General features: G+C 59.3%; 17 protein-coding genes. 15 read left to right on the top strand and 2 right to left on the bottom strand.

Annotation, left to right across the window (positions count from 1 at the left end; genetic code table 11):
- Positions 1–91 precede the first annotated feature (91 nt).
- The 5 genes from ugpB (at position 92) to ugpQ (ending at position 5,068) form a co-directional block, all read left to right on the top strand.
- Complete coding sequence (gene ugpB, locus PHQ58_RS08135; RefSeq protein ID WP_300109585.1) at positions 92–1,396, top strand: sn-glycerol-3-phosphate ABC transporter substrate-binding protein UgpB; 1,305 nt, start codon at positions 92–94, stop codon at positions 1,394–1,396.
- A 10-nt stretch (positions 1,397–1,406) separates the two neighbouring features.
- Entirely contained in the window at positions 1,407–2,288 is an 882-nt protein-coding gene (gene ugpA / locus PHQ58_RS08140; RefSeq protein WP_300109587.1) for a sn-glycerol-3-phosphate ABC transporter permease UgpA, read from the top strand.
- The gene (gene ugpE / locus PHQ58_RS08145) at positions 2,288–3,139 is read left to right on the top strand and encodes a sn-glycerol-3-phosphate ABC transporter permease UgpE (protein ID WP_300109590.1); all 852 of its coding nucleotides are present in this window, start codon (positions 2,288–2,290) and stop codon (positions 3,137–3,139) included. The genes ugpA and ugpE overlap by 1 nt, the downstream gene beginning before the upstream one ends.
- Positions 3,140–3,251: 112 nt before the next feature.
- Positions 3,252–4,280 carry a sn-glycerol-3-phosphate ABC transporter ATP-binding protein UgpC gene (gene ugpC / locus PHQ58_RS08150; RefSeq protein ID WP_300109593.1) on the top strand — a complete coding sequence of 343 codons (1,029 nt, stop codon included), beginning with the start codon at positions 3,252–3,254 and terminating at the stop codon, positions 4,278–4,280.
- Positions 4,277–5,068 (top strand): glycerophosphodiester phosphodiesterase, encoded by a 792-nt coding sequence (ugpQ, locus tag PHQ58_RS08155; RefSeq protein ID WP_300109596.1) that lies wholly within the window; start codon positions 4,277–4,279, stop codon positions 5,066–5,068. Before ugpC ends, ugpQ begins: the two co-directional genes overlap by 4 nt.
- Positions 5,069–5,071: 3 nt before the next feature.
- Here the strand turns inward: ugpQ and PHQ58_RS08160 are convergent, their stop codons facing one another.
- Complete coding sequence (locus tag PHQ58_RS08160; protein ID WP_300109598.1) at positions 5,072–5,647, bottom strand: rhodanese-like domain-containing protein; 576 nt, start codon at positions 5,645–5,647, stop codon at positions 5,072–5,074.
- 145 nt (positions 5,648–5,792) lie between these two features.
- The gene (locus tag PHQ58_RS08165) at positions 5,793–6,068 is read right to left on the bottom strand and encodes a hypothetical protein (protein WP_300109601.1); all 276 of its coding nucleotides are present in this window, start codon (positions 6,066–6,068) and stop codon (positions 5,793–5,795) included.
- A 71-nt stretch (positions 6,069–6,139) separates the two neighbouring features.
- Here PHQ58_RS08165 and hemA point away from each other — a divergent pair, with 71 nt between their 5' ends.
- The 10 genes from hemA to PHQ58_RS08215 all read left to right on the top strand — a co-directional run bounded on the left by hemA (position 6,140) and on the right by PHQ58_RS08215 (position 18,115).
- Positions 6,140–7,399 carry a glutamyl-tRNA reductase gene (hemA, locus tag PHQ58_RS08170; RefSeq protein WP_300109603.1) on the top strand — a complete coding sequence of 420 codons (1,260 nt, stop codon included), beginning with the start codon at positions 6,140–6,142 and terminating at the stop codon, positions 7,397–7,399.
- A 182-nt stretch (positions 7,400–7,581) separates the two neighbouring features.
- Entirely contained in the window at positions 7,582–8,676 is a 1,095-nt protein-coding gene (gene prfA / locus PHQ58_RS08175) for a peptide chain release factor 1 (RefSeq protein WP_300109606.1), read from the top strand.
- A gap of 133 nt (positions 8,677–8,809) precedes the next feature.
- The gene (gene prmC / locus PHQ58_RS08180) at positions 8,810–9,745 is read left to right on the top strand and encodes a peptide chain release factor N(5)-glutamine methyltransferase (RefSeq protein WP_300109609.1); all 936 of its coding nucleotides are present in this window, start codon (positions 8,810–8,812) and stop codon (positions 9,743–9,745) included.
- 23 nt (positions 9,746–9,768) lie between these two features.
- Positions 9,769–9,996 (top strand): SlyX family protein, encoded by a 228-nt coding sequence (locus PHQ58_RS08185; RefSeq protein WP_300109612.1) that lies wholly within the window; start codon positions 9,769–9,771, stop codon positions 9,994–9,996.
- 170 nt (positions 9,997–10,166) lie between these two features.
- Positions 10,167–10,493: a Grx4 family monothiol glutaredoxin gene (grxD, locus tag PHQ58_RS08190; RefSeq protein ID WP_300109614.1), complete on the top strand. Its 327-nt coding sequence runs from the start codon at positions 10,167–10,169 to the stop codon at positions 10,491–10,493.
- 127 nt (positions 10,494–10,620) lie between these two features.
- Positions 10,621–12,813 (top strand): methionine--tRNA ligase, encoded by a 2,193-nt coding sequence (gene metG / locus PHQ58_RS08195; RefSeq protein ID WP_300109617.1) that lies wholly within the window; start codon positions 10,621–10,623, stop codon positions 12,811–12,813.
- Positions 12,814–13,066: 253 nt separating this feature from the next.
- Complete coding sequence (locus tag PHQ58_RS08200; RefSeq protein WP_300109620.1) at positions 13,067–15,085, top strand: proton-conducting transporter membrane subunit; 2,019 nt, start codon at positions 13,067–13,069, stop codon at positions 15,083–15,085.
- On the top strand, positions 15,082–16,014 hold the full coding sequence (locus PHQ58_RS08205) for an NADH-quinone oxidoreductase subunit H (protein WP_300109623.1): 933 nt from the start codon (positions 15,082–15,084) through the stop codon (positions 16,012–16,014). Before PHQ58_RS08200 ends, PHQ58_RS08205 begins: the two co-directional genes overlap by 4 nt.
- Positions 16,011–16,640, top strand: coding sequence for a hypothetical protein (locus PHQ58_RS08210; protein WP_300109626.1), 630 nt, complete (start codon positions 16,011–16,013; stop codon positions 16,638–16,640). Before PHQ58_RS08205 ends, PHQ58_RS08210 begins: the two co-directional genes overlap by 4 nt.
- On the top strand, positions 16,637–18,115 hold the full coding sequence (locus PHQ58_RS08215) for a proton-conducting transporter membrane subunit (RefSeq protein ID WP_300109629.1): 1,479 nt from the start codon (positions 16,637–16,639) through the stop codon (positions 18,113–18,115). Before PHQ58_RS08210 ends, PHQ58_RS08215 begins: the two co-directional genes overlap by 4 nt.
- Positions 18,116–18,119: the final 4 nt, after the last annotated feature.

Consider the following 18,119-nt stretch of genomic DNA (forward strand, 5'->3'; position numbering starts at 1 on the left):
ATTGTGGTCTGGGTTGGCTACTGACATTTTTCTGTCGCAAATTCGTCATATTTGATCCGTAAGCTCGCACCCTTCACTTCAAGGAAATCACATGAAATTGAAACTTGCAGCCGTCGCGCTGGCATCATTTGCCCTGACGGCCCAGGCCGTGACCGAAGTCCAATGGTGGCACTCCATGACCGCCGTCAACGGCGAATGGGTCAACGACCTCGCCAAAAACTTCAATGCCAGCCAGGCAGATTACAAAATTGTGCCCACCTACAAGGGCACCTATGACGAGTCCATGACAGCCGCCGTGGCGGCCTTCCGGGCTGGCAATGCGCCGCACATTTTGCAAGTGTTTGAAGTTGGCACGGCCACCATGATGGCCAGCAAAAACGCCATCGTGCCTGTCGGCAAGGTCATGAAGGACGCGGGTCAAAAGTTTGACCCCAAAGCCTACATTCCAGCAGTGGCGGGCTATTACACCGCGCCCAGTGGCGAGATGTTGAGCATGCCTTTTAACAGCTCCACCACCGTGTTCTATTTCAACAAGGATGCCTTCAAGGCCGCTGGCCTGAGCACCGACAAGGCGCCTAGCAGCTGGCCTGAGGTGGCGCTGGCCGCCGCCAAGCTCAAGGCCAGTGGGCACAAATGCCCACTCACCGTGGCTTGGCAAGGCTGGACACAACTGGAGAGCTTTTCAGCCTGGCATAACGTCGAATTCGCTACCAAGGCCAATGGCTTGGGTGGCATGGACGCACGCATGAAGGTCAACTCACCGCTGCATGTGCGCCACATTGAAAACCTGGCCAACATGCACCAGCAAGGGCTGTTTGTGTACAAGGGACGCGCCAATGTGCCTGAAGCCACCTTTGTCTCAGGCGAATGCGCCATGATCACCACCTCCAGCGGTTTCTACGGCAACGTCAAGAAAAATGCCAAGTTTGCTTTTGGTGTTGCACCCCTTCCCTACTACCCGGACGTGCCCGGCGCACCGCAAAACACCGTCATTGGGGGTGCCAGCCTGTGGGTCATGGCCGGCAAGAAGGCCGATGAATACAAAGGCGTCGCCAAGTTCTTTAACTACATCTCCAGCCCAGAGGTGCAATCAGAGAGCCACAAGCGCACCGGTTACCTGCCCATCACCACGGCTGCATATGAGCTGACTGAAAAATCGGGCTACTACAAACAAAATCCGGGTACCGACGTGGCTGTCAACCAGATGATTCGCAAGGTCACCGACAAATCGCGCGGCATCCGACTGGGCAATTACGTACAGATCCGCACCATTGAGGACGAAGAACTCGAAGGCGTTTGGGGTGGCAAGAAGACTGCCAAAGAAGCCCTGGACGCCATCGTGAAGCGCGGCAACGAGCTGCTGGAACGCTTTGAGAAGGCCAACAAGAAAGGTTAATGGGTGAACAGTGGAAAAACGCGTTTTCTTCCGCTCAAAGTGGCTGCCTTGGGTGCTGATGGCCCCCCAGGTGGTTGTGATCGCGCTGTTTTTCTTCTGGCCTGCAGCCCAGGCACTGCTGCAGTCGGTGCAGCAATCTGATGCCTTTGGTACATCGGTGGACTGGGTCGGTCTCGACAACTTCCGTAACCTTTGGAACGACGAGACTTATCTGGCCTCGTTTTACACCACCGCCATTTTTTCAACCCTGGTGGCGGTGGCGGGCATCAGTATTTCACTGCTGCTGGCGGTGTTTGCCGACCGCATTGTCAAAGGCGCACTGGTCTACAAAACCCTGCTGATCTGGCCCTACGCCGTGGCGCCAGCGGTGGCTGGCGTGTTGTGGCTGTTCATGTTTGCGCCCAGCGTGGGCGTGGTGTCGTACTGGCTGCGCGCGCTCGGTGTCGACTGGAACCACTTGCTCAACGGCACACATGCCATGACTCTGGTGGTGATGGCTGCGGTGTGGAAGCAGATTTCATACAACTTTTTGTTCTTTTTGGCGGGGCTACAAAGCATTCCGAAGTCGCTGATTGAAGCCGCCGCCATTGACGGTGCGCGGCCCTGGCGGCGTTTCTGGACCATCGTGTTTCCCCTGCTGTCACCCACCACGTTTTTCCTGTTGGTGATCAACATCGTCTACGCTTTTTTTGACACCTTTGCCATCATTGACGCAGCCACCCAAGGCGGCCCTGGCAAGGAAACCGCCATTTTGGTCTACAAGGTGTACTTTGATGGCTTCAAGGCCATGGACATGGGTGGCTCGGCCGCACAATCCGTGGTGCTGATGGTGATTGTGGTGCTGCTCACGGTGGTGCAATTTCGCTTTGTCGAGAAGAAAGTGAACTACTGATGGTTGAGCGTCGCCCGTTTTTGACATTTCTGTCACACACCGTGCTGATTTTGGGTGTGCTGGTGGTGGCTTTTCCGCTGTACCTGACGTTTGTGGCCTCGACCCAGACCGCGCAGGCGATTGTGCAAACGCCCATGCCGCTGCTGCCCGGTGGGCACTTGATTGAGAACTACACCGCCGCCTGGAACGGCACCGGTGGCGGTTCCGGCTCCAAAGCGCCGGTCGGGCAAATGATGATGGTAAGTTTGATTTCGGCGCTGATCATCTCGTTGGGCAAGATTGCTATCTCGCTGCTGTCAGCTTTTGCCATCGTCTACTTCCGTTTTCCCTTTCGCATGTTTTTCTTCTGGGCCATCTTCATCACGCTGATGCTGCCCGTGGAGGTGCGCATTGGACCGACCTACAAAGTGGTGTCAGACCTTGGCATGCTCAACAGTTATGCGGGCTTGACGATTCCGTTGATTGCCTCGGCCACCGCCACGTTTTTGTTCAGACAATTTTTCTTGACCGTGCCTGAAGAACTGGTGGAGGCGGCACGCATGGATGGCGCTGGCCCCATGCGTTTTTTCAAGGACATTCTGGTGCCGCTGTCCAAAACGTCGATTGCTGCGCTGTTTGTGATTCAGTTCATTTACGGCTGGAACCAGTACCTGTGGCCACTGCTGGTGACCACCAGCGAGGACATGTACCCGGTGGTGATCGGCATCAAGCGGATGATCTCCGGCGGCGACTCCGAGATGCAATGGAACATCGTCATGGCCACCGCCGTGCTGGCCATGGTACCGCCAGCGTTGGTGGTGATGCTGATGCAAAAATGGTTCGTCAAAGGGCTGGTGGATACAGAAAAGTAACATGTTTGGGGACACACCGATGCACCTGCGATGCAGCGCGTCGCTCCGTCCTCAACTGATTAAGGGATTGCGGGACAGACCAAGATTTGCTCTGTCGCCAACTGAATAAAACATGGCTTCAATCACTTTAAAAAACGTCACCAAGCGCTATGGGCTGGGCAAAACCGCCACCCAGGTCATCCACGGCATCAGCGCCGAAATTCTGCATGGTGAATTTGTTGTCATCGTCGGGCCATCTGGCTGCGGCAAGTCAACCTTGCTTCGCATGGTGGCGGGCCTGGAAGAAATCAGCGGCGGCGACATTTCGATCAACAACCGGGTGGTCAACGACCTGGAGCCGTCAGAGCGAGACATCGCGATGGTGTTCCAGAACTACGCGTTGTACCCGCACATGAGTGTGTTCGAAAACATGGCCTACGGCCTGAAGATTGCCAAGGTGCCTGTGGATGAGATCAAGGCACGGGTCGACAAAGCCGCCAAAATTCTAGAAATTGGCCCATTTCTGCAACGCAAACCGCGCGAACTCTCAGGCGGGCAACGCCAACGGGTGGCGATGGGGCGCGCCATCGTGCGCCAGCCGCAGGTGTTTTTGTTTGACGAGCCGCTGAGCAATCTTGATGCCAAACTGCGTGCCCAAACCCGCCTTGAAATCCAGAAGTTGCACCGCGAACTAGGCATCACATCACTCTTTGTGACACACGACCAGGTCGAAGCCATGACGCTGGCGCAACGCATGATCGTCATGAACGCTGGCGTCATGGAGCAATTTGGCACGCCAGACGAGGTCTACAACCGCCCGGCCAGCACGTTTGTAGCGGGGTTTATGGGCTCGCCGCCCATGAACTTGCTCAAAAACGCGCCAGGTGCAGGCGCCGACACCATTACAGGTGTACGCCCCGAGCACCTTGACATCACACCAACGGGATGGGCACTGACGGTGGAGGCCGTTGAAATGCTGGGCGCTGAGCGGCTCACCTACGGCCGTTGGGCACATGGAGCTGCTGACGAATTGGTCATCATTCGCACGGAAGAATCGCATGCGCCGCCTGCATTGGGGCAGACGCTGCACGTTACCCCACGTCCAGAAAAAATCCACCACTTTGATGCTACCAGCGGCAAACGCAGGGAGACCACCACATGAAACCAGTCACAACCGACCACTGGCCCTACCCCAGCTGGATTGCCCACCGTGGCGCAGGAAAACTGGCCCCAGAAAACACGCTGTCGGCCTTTCGCACGGGGGCCAGCTTTGGCTACCGCATGTTTGAATGCGACGTGAAGCTGAGTGCCGACGGCATCCCTTTTTTAATGCACGACGCCACCTTGCAGCGCACCACCAACGCAGTTGAAGCGCTCGGGCGCGGCTTAAGCGCAGTGGGTGGAGAGCACCCGTGGGGCACGCTGGCCCTGCTGGACGCTGGTGGCTGGCATTCGCGCAGCTTTGTGGGCGAGCCACTGCCCACCTTTGAAGCCATTGCCCGCTACTGTTTGCACAACGGCTACTTTTTGAACATTGAAATCAAAGCCACACCCGGTACGGAAGTACACACCGGCGAGGTGGTGGCGAGCCATGCCGCACGGCTTTGGCATGGGGCTCTGGTGCCACCCCTTCTGACCTCGTTTGACGTGGCTTCACTTGAAGGCGCACTGCAGGTCCACCCAGAACTGCCACGCGGCCTGCTGCTGGAAAACCTGTGGACCGGCTGGCTGGAAACCGCGTTACGGCTGGACTGTGTCGCCGTGGTCTGCGACCAAGCGCTTTGGGACACGTCCAGCATGACGCAGGCCAAAAGCGCCGGCCTGCGCACCCTGAGTTACACGGTGAACGAGGTCAATGATGCACAGCGGCTCTTTGACTTGGGGCTGGACGGCATCATCACCGATCGGGTGGACTTATTTGCACCCAGCGCCCTCAAACCAACCCATTAAGCTTTAGAAGTCGCCTTTAATGACCGGGAAACCAAGCGCCGCCCAGTCCAGCATGCCGCCACGGTAGTAATAAATGCGGTCAGCCGGGAACCCTTCACGCGTCATGGCCACAATGGCCGATGGGCTTTGTGGGCAGGCCGGGCCATTGCAAAACGCATAAACCTTCTTGGCTTTGCTGCAATCCCATTTACCCGCAGTCTTGCTGCAACCCAGCTCATTCAAACGGCCTGCGACTTCGGTGTAAACAATGTGCATGGACCCATTGATCGTGCCGTTGGCACGGTCTTCCGGCTCGCGCATGTCCACCAGCAGGGCGTCACGGTCGTTCATGGCATTCAGAACTTCAATCTCGCCCACCGGGTGCACGCCCGGGACGGGCACCATGGCCTGAATCCAGCCCTTGTTTTTGGCGCAAGGTGTCATCACGCGGGTGATCACAGTTTCTTCACCTTTGGCATTTTTAGCTACAAATTTGGTGTCGGTGCCGATGATGCGCAGGTACTCAGGGTCGGCCGCGTGAGCAGCGGAAACAAATCCACTGGCGAGAACAAGGGTGGCAAGCAAAGCTGAAAATTTCATGGGGGGTTTCCGGTGTGATGACAAAGAAGCGAAGAGCGTAGCTGCATCGGGCTCAAAACCCTTGATTTAAATCAAAATCTCGAAGTGCTTTCAAACTAATCCGCACAAGCTTGGACCAACCCAATGCAACTGACCCTAGACCAAATCAGCGCCAGCCTTTGAGCATGACCCATTGGCTGGTGGCAATCAACACCACCAACGCCATATAGGTGAGCATCTTCCCATCTCGTCCAAACAGCGCCAACCCAATCAACAGCGCCACCACACCCAATGCAAAATGTATAGCTGCCTGCGCAATATATGTATGAGCTACAGGCCGTTTTTTCATAAATAAACGGCTCAGGACCGGCACCAACAAGGCAAGCCAGGCAGCTGGCGCCAAAAAGTTGATGGCATGGTTAAGCAACGCAAGAAAACCCATTAGCAGCCCTTGAGGGAAAAGAAAAAATGATACAAGTCAAAGCACATGGTCGGTGATTTTATAATTCACTCATGGCAGTCTGGGCATTAGGTATCAATCACACGACCGCGCCGCTCGATCTGCGCGGTCGTTTTGCGTTCGCCATCGACCAAATCGAGCCCACCCTGCACGCCTTGCGCGGTGCCCTGAGCCGCCAGCCCGAGGCGGCATTGATCTCTACCTGCAACCGCACCGAGATTTATTGCGCCTGCGAACAACCGCAACTCGAAAATACCCTTGACTGGCTGGCCCACAGCGGCGGCGTGTCGACCGAACTGCTGCGCGCTCACTCCTATGTGATGCATGACGGCCTGGCCGCACGCCACGCCTTTCGGGTGGCCAGCGGGCTCGATTCCATGGTGCTGGGCGAGCCGCAAATTCTGGGCCAGATCAAAGACGCGGTGCGCGCCGCCGAAGCTGCAGGCGCTTTGGGCAGCACGCTCAGCCAGTTGTTCCAGCGCTCGTTTGCCGTGGCCAAAGAGGTGCGCACCTCCACCGAAATCGGCGCGCACTCCATCAGCATGGCCGCCGCCGCCGTGCGTCTGGCTGGCCAGTTGTTTGAAGACTTGAGCGAGGTGAAGGTTTTGTTTGTCGGTGCCGGCGAGATGATCGACCTGTGCGCCACTCACTTTGCCGCCAAGAACCCCAAAAGCATCACCATTGCCAACCGCACCCTGTCACGAGGCGAAGAGTTGGCCGGTAAATTTGGCGCTGAAGTGATGCGCCTGGCCGATTTGCCGGACCGGCTGCATGAATTTGACGCTGTGGTGAGTTGCACCGCCAGCACCTTGCCGCTGATTGGCTTGGGTTCGGTCGAGCGGGCACTGAAAAAGCGCCGTCGCCGCCCGATGTTCATGGTTGATTTGGCCGTGCCGCGCGACATTGAAGTTGAAGTCAAAGCCCTGGAAGACGTCTACCTGTACACCGTGGACGATCTGGCCGGTGTGGTGCAGACCGCCCAGGCCAGCCGCCAGGCGGCCGTGGCGCAGGCTGAAGCCATTGTGGACGCCGGTGTGCAGAGCTTTCTGCACTGGCTGGAGCAACGCAGCACCGTGCCACTGATCCAGCAACTCAATGCCCAGGCGGATGAGTGGCGCGCCAATGAAATTGCCCGTGCCCGAAAGCTGCTGGCCAAGGGTGAAAACGTGGATGCCGTGCTGGAGGCCCTGAGCAAAGGCTTGACGCAAAAAATGCTGCACGGCGCCATGGCTGAGTTGCGCGCAGGCGATGCCGCCGCCCGTGAACGCGCCACTTCGGCCGTGCAGCACTTCTTTTTGCGCAAAGAGCGTTAGCTGGGCTGAAGCTTTCGTACGCCCGTCTTGATCCCCGCGAGACGGCACACCTCTTGGCGCCGCGGGTATGACCCAGCAGGGCTTTTTTTGCAGGGCCGAATTCATTTGGCCAGGTCACCACAAGGTGACGCCAAAAGCCACTGACATCCACCGATTTTCAGCACAATTACCCACCGATCCCCATGAAACCCTTTCTTCGCCAACAACTCGCCCGCTACGCTGACCGTCTCGGCGAGCTTGAATTCTTGCTGTCGCGCCAGGACATCATGAGCGACATGGAACAGTTCCTGAAGCTGTCACGCGAACACACCGACGTGGCCGCCGTAGCCGGCCGCTGGCTGCGTTACCAGCAGCGCGAAGCCGACCTGGCTGGGGCGCAAGACATGCTCAAAGACGCGGCCAACGACACCGACATGACAGAAATGGCGCAAGAAGAAATCGATGCTGCCAGCGCCGACCTGCAGCAGCTTGAGGCCGAGTTGCAGCGCATGTTGCTACCCAAAGACCCGGACGATGCGCGCCCGGCGTTTGTTGAAATCCGCGCGGGTACCGGCGGCGACGAATCTGCCCTGTTTGCCGCTGACCTGGCGCGCATGTACCTGCGTTACTGCGACCGCAAGGGCTGGAAGCACGAGATCATCAGCGAGTCGAGCAGCGAACTCGGTGGCTACAAGGAGGTGGTGCTGCGCATCGAAGGGGACCAGGTTTATGGCGCACTCAAGTTTGAGTCCGGTGGCCACCGCGTGCAGCGCGTGCCAGTGACCGAGACCCAGGGTCGCATCCACACCAGCGCCTGTACCGTGGCGGTACTGGCCGAGCCCGACGAGGCTGAGGCCATCAAAATCAACGCCTCGGACCTGCGCATCGACACCTACCGCGCCAGCGGGGCGGGTGGCCAGCACATCAACAAAACCGACTCTGCCGTGCGCATCACCCACCTGCCCACCGGCACAGTCGCCGAATGCCAGGACGGGCGCAGCCAGCACGCCAACAAGGCGCAGGCGCTCAAGGTGCTGACCGCCCGCATCCACGAAAAAGACCGCGCCGAGCGCGCCGCCAAAGATGCTGCCGAGCGAAAAAGCCTGGTTGGCACCGGCGACCGCAGCGACCGCATCCGCACCTACAACTTTCCACAAGGGCGCTTGACCGACCACCGCATCAACCTCACGCTGTACAAGCTGCTGGCCATCATGGAAGGAGACCTGGATGATGTGGTGAATGCGCTGCAAGCCCATGAGGCAGCCACTCAGCTGGCTGCGCTGGAGCTCAATGCCTGAGTTCAATGAACGGCATCAAACACCAGTTCAGTGCTTTCAATGCGTGCGTTTGACGCGCCCTTTGAAATATATGGAAAAATGACCCCTAGCCCATATAAATAATGCGTAAGCAGCTATTTATTAGATAGCATTTATGTCACCTACACCCATCCCTGAACCTCTGCCGCAAACGCTGGCCCACATACTCGCAGCCCTGCAAGCCACCGGGCTGGAGCGGCTGGACGCGCAACTGCTGCTGCTGCATGTGTTGGGGCAGCCGCCACACCAGCGCGGTTGGCTGCTGGCGCATGACACCGACACGTTGCCGCCTGCGCTTGGCAACGCCTTGACACTGCTGGCGCAGCGGCGCCTGGCGGGTGAGCCGTTGGCCTACCTCACCGGTCGCAAGGAATTTTTTGGTCTGGACTTGGCGGTGGATGCCCGCGTGCTGGTGCCCCGGCCTGACACCGAAACACTGGTCAGCTGGGGGATTGAAATACTCACGGACCCCAACTGCACCATGGCGACTACCTCTGCTTCAGGGCAGGGCAAGGCAAACCGTAGCGCGCTCGACCTGGGCACCGGCAGCGGTGCCATCGCGCTGGCGCTCAAGGCCAGCCTGCCGGCACTGCAAGTGCATGCCATCGACTTCAGTGCCGATGCCCTGGCCGTGGCCCAAGCCAACGCCCAGCGGCTGCAACTGGCGGTCACATTCAGCCAGGGCGCCTGGTTCGCAGGTTTAGCCGATCCGTCTGTCAAATATGACTGCATAGTCTCCAACCCACCCTATATCGCCGCGCTTGACCCGCATCTAGCCGCTCTCACCCACGAGCCGCTGCAAGCGCTGGCCAGCGGCGCCGACGGCCTGGACGACATCCGCCAGATCATCACCCAAGCCCCGGCGCACCTCAAGCCTGGTGGCTGGCTGCTGCTGGAGCATGGCTACGATCAGGCACAAACCGTGCGGGATTTATTGACCACTGCCGGCTTCACGCAGGTGCAATCCCGTTGCGACCTGGCGGGCATCGAACGCTGCAGCGGCGGGCAACACAACGCCACACCTGCGGACATCAACTGCCCCCGGCCCTGACCGTCCTGCTAACTCCCTCTGCCATGAACACTACCCAAGAATCAAACAGCATCGACACGCGCCTGACCGAGCTTGAAATCAAGGCCAGCTTCGCCGAAGACCTGATCGACAAGCTCGACCAGATCATCACCCGCCAGCAAGATCAGATTGACCGGCTGACGCGTGAAGTGCACTTCTTGCGCCAGCAATCGCCCGAAGAAGGGCCGGTGCCCCAGCGCAACCCGCGCGACGAGTTACCGCCGCACTATTGAGCCACCCATTAAATTTATAACAAATTAGCCTCTAGCCCTTTGGATAAAAGCGCAAGCAGCTATGTTTTAAATAGCAATTCACAACACCCCTAAGCCCGACAGGGTCACACCCCGCAACAGCTTTGAAGGTGAAATAATCCGATCTGTTTATTAACAAAGGAATTTTGAGCATGAGCGACGCACAACAACGCATTGACGACCTGGTCAAACAAAACGACATCTTGCTGTTCATGAAAGGCACGGCAAGTTTTCCACAGTGCGGCTTTTCTGGCCGCGCCATCCAAATCCTGAAAGCCTGTGGCGTCGACCCCAAGGCGGTCAAAACCGTCAACGTGCTGGAAGACGACGGCATTCGCGCTGGCATCAAGGACTACAGCAACTGGCCGACCATTCCTCAGTTTTATTTCAAGGGTGAGTTCATTGGTGGCTCAGACATCTTGATGGAAATGTACGAAAACGGCGAACTGCAAACCATGCTGGGCACACCTGCCGCCTAACGCGCACACGGCCGCATCCCCAAAAAGCGCGGGCGTCGCAAGACCCCCGCGCTTTCGTTTGCCCAACTGTTTATCCAAAGATCGCCCCGATTAAAATGGCCGCTGTTTCCCCAAAGGTCATCCACCCATGTCACGCCAACTCTTCGTCACCACCGCCCTGCCCTACGCCAATGGCAATTTTCACATTGGTCACATCATGGAATACATCCAGGCCGACATCTGGGTGCGCTACCAAAAGATGATGGGCAACGCGGTGGATTTTGTCTGTGCCGACGACACCCACGGCGCGCCGATCATGATTGCAGCCGAGAAAGCCGGCATCACGCCGCAGCAGTTTGTGGCCAACATTGCGGCTGGCCGCAAGCCCTACCTGGACGGCTTTCACATTGGGTTCGATAACTGGCACAGCACCGACGCCCCGGAAAACCATGAACTGGCGCGCCAGATCTACCGTGACCTGCGCGACAACAAGGATGGCTCGCTGATCGAGACCCGCACCATCGAGCAGTTTTTCGACCCGCAGAAAAACATGTTCTTGCCCGACCGTTTCATCAAGGGTGAGTGCCCCAAGTGCCATGCCAAAGACCAATATGGCGACAACTGCGAAAACTGCGGCGCGGTCTATGCCCCTACCGACCTGATCAACCCGTTCTCGGCCCTGTCAGGCGCCAAACCCGAGCTGAAAAGCTCCGAGCATTTCTTCTTCAAGCTGTCTGACCCACGTTGCGTGGCGTTTTTGGAGCAGTGGACGCAAGACGGCAAGCTGCAGCCCGAAGTAGCCAACAAGATCAAGGAATGGTTCAGCGTGCGCACCAACCCCGACGGCTCCAAGAGCGAAGGCCTGGGCGACTGGGACATCTCTAGAGACGCACCCTACTTTGGCATTGAGATTCCCGACGCACCGGGCAAATACTTTTATGTCTGGCTGGACGCCCCGATTGGTTACCTGGCCTCGTTGAAAAACCTGTTGGGAAAACGTGCTGCACTGGACCCGCAAAGCCCGGACTACGACACCTACATGGTCAACCCCGAGCTGGAGCAATACCACTTCATCGGCAAAGACATCGTCACCTTCCACACCTTGTTCTGGCCCGCCACCCTGCATTTCAGCGGCCGCAAGACCCCCAACAACGTGTTTGTGCACGGTTTTTTGACGGTGAACAACGGCGAAAAAATGAGCAAAAGCCGCGGCACCGGGCTGGACCCGCTCAAGTACCTGAGCCTGGGCATGAACCCCGAATGGCTGCGTTACTATCTGGCCGCCAAACTCTCGGCCCGCAACGAAGACATTGACTTCAACGCCGACGACTTCATGGCCCGCGTCAACAGTGATTTGATTGGCAAGTTTGTCAACATTGCCAGCCGTGCCGCGGGCTTTTTGACCAAGCGGTTCGACGGCAAACTGGGCGATGTGTCGGAAGACGGCGCCGCGCTCTTGCACCAGTTGCGCATTGAGCGCACCAGCATCGAACTGCTGTACGAGTCGCGTGAATACGCCAAGGCCCTGCGTGAGACCATGTTGCTGGCCGACCGCGTGAACGCCTATGTGGACGCCAACAAACCCTGGGACCTGGCCAAAAAGCCCGACCAGGAGGCCCGCCTGCAAGACGTGTGCACGGTGTGCATCAAAGCCTTCAGAATCCTCACCTGCTACCTGAAACCGGTGCTGCCCGCGCTGGCGGCCGAGGTGGAGCAATTCCTGGCCATTGAGCCCTTGAGCTTCACCAACATCGCCGATCCCCTGCAGACCGGCCATGTGATTGGCAACTACCAGCATTTGATGCAGCGTGTCGACGTGAAACAACTTGATGCATTGTTTGAGCCTGCAGCCCAGGGAGAACAAGCGCAAGCAGCTACAGAATCAACAGCGACCACAAAGCCGGGTGACAAAAAAGCTGCCAAAGCCGCCGCCCCGGCCACACCGATTGACCCAACTGCCCCCGGTGGTGAAGCGCTGGCCCCAACCATCAGCATCGACGACTTCGCCAAGATCGACCTGCGCATTGCCAAAATCGTGCAATGCCAGGCGGTGGCGGGTTCCACCAAGCTGCTGCAACTCACGCTGGATGTGGGTGAAGTAGACGAGGCCGGTCAGCCCAAAACGCGCAACGTGTTTTCCGGCATTGCCAGTTGCTACCAGCCCGACGACCTGACCGGCAAACTCACCGTGCTGGTGGCCAACCTGGCCCCGCGCAAGATGAAATTTGGCGTGAGTGAAGGCATGGTGCTGGCCGCCAGCCACGCCGATGAGAAGGCGCAACCCGGTATCTATGTGCTGGAGCCGTTTGCCGGCGCCCAGCCGGGCATGCGGATTCATTGACGCGGGAAAACCAGGGGCTCGCGCACCATCGTGCAGGCGTAGAATTTGTCGCTTCATGACACGGCTTGCTGGTACCCCCTCGCACGGACAAACCCTGATGCTCTCCAAGCGTCGGCAGTTTGACATGCGCCTGCGCCACTGCGGTCCACCACACATCGGCTGAACTGCGTTGTTCGTCAGTGTGTGGAGCCCTCATGAAGCCATTCCCAAATTCCCTCACCCCATCCTCATTTTGTCAGCCTAGGCTAGCGCCATGAACCCGCTCGTTACGGCGGTTCTGGTGTTGCTGCTGGGCGCTGCGCTGTGCCTGCTGCCGATGCGCAACTGGCTGCGCGCCAGTGTTGGCTTGGCCTCGCAAGTCCTGGCCACCGGGCTGGTATGGCTGGCGGTGGTACCAGTACTGCTGGGCGCGCCCGAGCTTTTTGTGGAGATGCCCTGGGGCTACCCGATTGGCGCGGTGCGCTTTCGCCTGAACGCGTTGGGCGCTTTTTTCCTGAGCTGGTCGCTGCCGATGACGCTGCTGGGCGGGGTTTATGCGGTGGGCTATTTGCGCAAGTATTTCAACAGCACGCGCCACCTCGGGGTGCACTTTGGCCTGCTGAACATGATTTCGGTGTCCTTTCTGATGGTCTACACCGGCGAACACGCGGTGACGTTTCTGATGGGCTGGGAAATTGCAGCGCTGTCTGCCTGGTTGCTGGTGATTTGGGACTACACCAACCAGAAAGTGCGCTTTGCCGGCTTCAACTACCTGGTGTCCACCCACATCGGCCTGATTTTTCTGGTGGCGGCGTTCATGATTTTGTATGCCCAGACACAAAGCTGGTACCTGGACGACTGGGGCGACTGGATGAGCGCGCACCCAGGCACCATTCGCAACACGGTGTTTTTGCTGCTGCTGACCAGCTTTGGGCTGAAGTCGGCGTTCTTCCCTTTTCACTCGTGGTTACCGCGCGCACATGCGGCGGCACCGGCCCATGTGAGTGCGCTGATGTCGGGTGTGATCCATAAGGCCGGTTTGTTTGCGCTGTTGCACTTTTTGCTGATCCAGGGCAAGCCTGACGCCTGGATGGGCTGGGCGTTGATCGCCTTTTCTGTGACCTCTGCGGTGATTGGCGGCTTGTACACCGTAGGCCAGCGCGACCTGAAACGCCTGCTGGGTTATTCCAGCACCGAGAACGTTGGCATTGCCGGTATTGGTTTTGGCATGGGCACGCTCGGCCTGGCGTGGGATGTGCCGGGGCTGGTGGCGCTGGGTTTTGCTGGCGGCATGCTGCATGTGCTGAACCACGCGTTTTTCAAATGCCAGTTGTTTTATGCAGCGGGGGCGGTGTATCAGGTCAAACACAGCGTGGACATTGAGCACCTGGGCGGCTTGGCCAAGCTGATGCCCCTCACCTCGTTGAGCTTTCTGGTGGGCGGCATTGCCATTTCGGCCCTGCCACCGTTCAACGGGTTTGCCAGCGAGTTTTTGATTTACAGCGGGCTGTTCACCGGTGAAACCATCAGCGTCTGGGCCAAACTGATGCTGATCGGGGTGGCAACGCTGCTGGCCTTCGTGGGCGCCGTGTCCGCCCTGAGCATCACCCGGGCTTATGGCGTGATCTTCATGGGCCACGCGCGTGACACCACCCTGCCCGACGGCCATGAACCCAGCGGCTGGATGCTCACGCCGCTGCTGATTCACACAGCAGGCACGGTGCTGTTGGGGTTGATGCCAGTGCTGGGGCTGATGCTGGTTGCAGCGCCCACCCGGCTGTTTTTGCACGCGGTGCCGGAGACCTCCGCCCTGCAGGCGATGCAGGGCGTGCACGACGTGCTGGGCCGGGTCAGTCTGATTTCAGTGGCGGTGGCCGGCCTCATCGTGCTGGCATGGACCGCAGTTTGGGGGCTGCGCCGAACCCTGCGTCGCCAGGCCCCAACCACAGGCCCAACCTGGGGCTGCGGCTACAGCGCTGGTAGCGCCCGGCTGCAATACACCGGCAGCAGCTTCTCCAAAGACTTCTCACAAAACTACCAGGGCGTGATGGCGCTGCTCAAGCGCCAGAAAGCACCCACTGGGTATTTCCCAGACGATGCCTATGTGGTCACCGACTGTGTCGACGCGGTGGAGCGGCGCCTGTACAACGTGATCGGCCACGGCGATGAGTCGGCCAGCCTGATCTCCAAACTGATGCATGAGGATGACCCGCGCCTGGCCTTTGCCCTCGGGCTGGCGGCCGTGGTGGCCATTGCCGCACTGGTGGTGCTCGCCGAAGGTGCGCTGCCATGACAACCCTGCTGCAATTGACGCTGGCACACACCATCATCACGCTGGTGATGCCGTTTTTGCTGGTGGGGGTCATCAACCGCACCAAATCCTGGTGGGCAGCACGCAAGGGGCCAGGCCTGTTCCAGTCCTACCACGACCTGCGCCGCCTGCTGCGCAAACGCCCGGTGGTGAGCGACACCGCCACACCGCTGTTCCGGCTGGGGCCTTATGTGGTGCTGGTGTGTGGGCTGGCCGCGATGGCCTTTGTGCCGCTGCTGGGCCAGTTTGCGCCACTGTCGTTTGCGCACGACTTTGTCGCCGTGGCCTACATCCTGGGGCTGGCGCGCCTGGTGTTGATGCTCTCAGCCATGGATGTTGGCAGCCCGTTTGAAGGCATGGGGGCATCGCGCGAGGCCATGTATGGCGCCTTTGCCGAGCCGGCCCTGTTTTTGCTGTTGGGCACGGTGGGTGTCGCCACAGGCATGAGCAGTTTTGCCGGCATGTTGGGGCATTTGCACCAGACGCCCTCCTACGGGTTGATTGTGTTGCCGCTGGCGCTGGCCCTGTTGATTTTGCTGCAAACCGAGGCCGCCCGCGTGCCGGTGGACGATCCCGCAACGCACCTGGAACTCACCATGATTCACGAAGTGATGATCCTGGACCATAGCGGCCCAGAGCTGGCCGCCATGCAGTACGCCGCCGGGCTGAAGATGACGCTCTACGCCGGGCTGATCGCCACCCTGCTCAACCCGTTGGACCCTTGGCGCACACCGCTGGCCGCTGTAGCGGTGTCCGTGGCATTGATGCTGGGGGTGGCCGTGGTGGTGGGATGTTTTGAGTCTGTGATGGCACGTTTGCCACTGCCCTGGGTACCACGTTATGTGTGGTTGTCCGGCTGGCTGGTGGCGCTCGCAGCGGTGGTGATCGGTGTCACAGGAGTCGGACTGTGAACGTTGCCAGCAACCCGACCCTGCCGCTGATCGCCTGCCTGATCGCCACCCTGATCCCGGTGTTTTTTGGCAAGCTGACTGTGACCCCCACCTGGCTCAGCCTGCAGGCGTTGGCACTGGGCTGGATCACCCTGAACCAGCACGACACGCTGAACCTTCATGCGCTGGCCGCCGGGCTGGAAATTTTGATCATCCGCGCCTGGCTGGTGCCACAGTTGCTGCGCCGCACCCTTCAAGCCGGCAAAGCGGCGGAACTTGATGTGATGCCCTCCAACCTGTTTGCCTGGGGTGCAGCCGTGGCGCTGATCATTCTGGCTTTTAAGTTTGGCGATGGCGCCCGGGCCGATGTGCGCGCGCTCACCCTGGGCGTGGTTGCCGCCACCGTCACGGTGGCCTTTCTCGTGCTGGCCAGCAACCGCGAGCCAGTGGCACAACTGGTGGCGCTGCTGTTCATGGAAAACGCGTTGGCGCTGTTTGAGTCGCTCATGCCCGAACCCTGGCCGCTGCCGGTGCACATTGCCATCAGTGTGGTTTATGTGGGCACGGTGGCGGTGGGCAGCTGGCTGATACGGGGACAATCCGTTTTGAGCGTTTTGATACCTCAACCCAAGGAAGACGTGCGATGACAGCTACATCTTCAATAGCAAACCAAAACCCCGCAGCCAGCCCGGCGGTAGCCGCCGCCAAACACTCAACGAGTGTGGCTGAAGAGTTCATTCATGGCACGCACTGGGTGTCGCCGGCGCTGGTGAGCTTGGCGCTGGTGATGTGGTTGGCGGCCATGGGCGTTTTTCTGACGCATCCCCTGACAGAGTTACCGCTGTATTTCGCTCGGCGATACCTGGTGCTGGACGCCACCTCGCTGCTGTTCATCGTGGTCATCAACACCGTGTTTCTGGGCATTTGTGTGTACCTGTACTCGCGCGAGCGCCACACGCCAACGCTGGCCCGTGACATCCGCTCACGCGCCGCGCTGATGCTGCTGTTCATGGCCGTCATCAACATCGGTCTGATGGCCAACCACCTGGTGTTGCTGTGGGCGCTGATCGAGGTCAGTACCCTGTGCGCCGCGCCACTGGTGGCGCGCGGTGATGCCACCAACCCGCGCGCAGTGGCCTGGCGCTACATGCTGTACTCCGCCATGACACTGGCCATCACCTTTCTGGGCTTCATGGCACTGACCCAATCGGCCCACTTGCGTGGTGTGGAGGTGAGTTTCATGGTGGACCGACTGGGCGAATCGCTCACCCGCGAGCCGGATGGCTGGCAGCGCCTGGGGCTATCGTTCATGCTGTTCGGGCTGGGCGGCAAACTGGGACTGGCGCCGCTGTATGGCTGGCTGCCTGAGACCTATGAGGCGGCGCCCACCACCACCAGCGCGCTGCTGGCATCCGTGCAGTTCAACGTCAGCGTGGTGGCGGTGTTTCGCATTCTTCAGATCTTTCATGGGTTTGAGGCCGGGTTTGTGTCGCAAGAACTGCTGGTCATGGGCTACATCTCGCTGGTGGTGGCGGCGGTGCAGATCATGGCAAGCACCAACTACAAGCGCCTGATTGCCTACGCCTGCGTCAGCTCATCTGGCGTGATTGCACTGGGACTGTCGGTGGGCAAGGCGGCGGCGTACGGCGTGGTGCTGTACATCGTGAGCAATGCGTTCGTGAAGTCGCTGCTTTTTCTCACCGCCGGGCGGATGCGCGCTGTCTATGGCACCAACGAGGTGGGGCCTTTGAGCGGTGTCATCCGCACCCTGCCGCTGGCCGGGTCGTTGTTCACCCTGGGCATTTTTGCGCTGCTGGGTTTTCCGCCGTTTGCCAGCTTTTTGGCCGAAATGTTGATCCTGTCCGGCATTGTGCAGGCCGGCAACCTGCTGGCTTTCACGCTGATGTGTGTGATGCTGACGGTGATTTTTGTCGCCACCGGGCGCACCGTGTTCCCCATGTTGTGGGGGGCGCCCAAGGTCACGGTCACGGCGCCACCGCAGTCCTGGGTCACGCTGTTGCCCAAACTGGGTTTTGTGGCCGTGCTGGTGATGCTGGGCACCTACACACCTGAACCATTGACTGACCTGCTGCGCGCCGTGGCCGTGTCGATTGGGGGTTGAGTTG

It is taken from the genome of Rhodoferax sp. (assembly GCF_028688795.1).
Classification (GTDB): Bacteria; Pseudomonadota; Gammaproteobacteria; order Burkholderiales; family Burkholderiaceae_C; genus Rhodoferax.

Bases quoted from the DNA above. Each gene is read 5' to 3' on its own strand.
- ugpB (WP_300109585.1), top strand. From the start codon at position 92: ATGAAATTGAAACTTGCAGCCGTCGCGCTGGCATCATTTGCCCTGACG.
- ugpE (WP_300109590.1), top strand. From the start codon at position 2,288: ATGGTTGAGCGTCGCCCGTTTTTGACATTTCTGTCACACACCGTGCTG.
- PHQ58_RS08160 (WP_300109598.1), bottom strand. From the start codon at position 5,647: ATGAAATTTTCAGCTTTGCTTGCCACCCTTGTTCTCGCCAGTGGATTT.
- PHQ58_RS08215 (WP_300109629.1), top strand. From the start codon at position 16,637: ATGACAGCTACATCTTCAATAGCAAACCAAAACCCCGCAGCCAGCCCG.
- ugpQ (WP_300109596.1), top strand. From the start codon at position 4,277: ATGAAACCAGTCACAACCGACCACTGGCCCTACCCCAGCTGGATTGCC.
- PHQ58_RS08200 (WP_300109620.1), top strand. From the start codon at position 13,067: ATGAACCCGCTCGTTACGGCGGTTCTGGTGTTGCTGCTGGGCGCTGCG.
- metG (WP_300109617.1), top strand. From the start codon at position 10,621: ATGTCACGCCAACTCTTCGTCACCACCGCCCTGCCCTACGCCAATGGC.
- grxD (WP_300109614.1), top strand. From the start codon at position 10,167: ATGAGCGACGCACAACAACGCATTGACGACCTGGTCAAACAAAACGAC.
- PHQ58_RS08205 (WP_300109623.1), top strand. From the start codon at position 15,082: ATGACAACCCTGCTGCAATTGACGCTGGCACACACCATCATCACGCTG.
- hemA (WP_300109603.1), top strand. From the start codon at position 6,140: ATGGCAGTCTGGGCATTAGGTATCAATCACACGACCGCGCCGCTCGAT.
- prmC (WP_300109609.1), top strand. From the start codon at position 8,810: ATGTCACCTACACCCATCCCTGAACCTCTGCCGCAAACGCTGGCCCAC.
- prfA (WP_300109606.1), top strand. From the start codon at position 7,582: ATGAAACCCTTTCTTCGCCAACAACTCGCCCGCTACGCTGACCGTCTC.
- ugpC (WP_300109593.1), top strand. From the start codon at position 3,252: ATGGCTTCAATCACTTTAAAAAACGTCACCAAGCGCTATGGGCTGGGC.
- PHQ58_RS08185 (WP_300109612.1), top strand. From the start codon at position 9,769: ATGAACACTACCCAAGAATCAAACAGCATCGACACGCGCCTGACCGAG.
- PHQ58_RS08165 (WP_300109601.1), bottom strand. From the start codon at position 6,068: ATGGGTTTTCTTGCGTTGCTTAACCATGCCATCAACTTTTTGGCGCCA.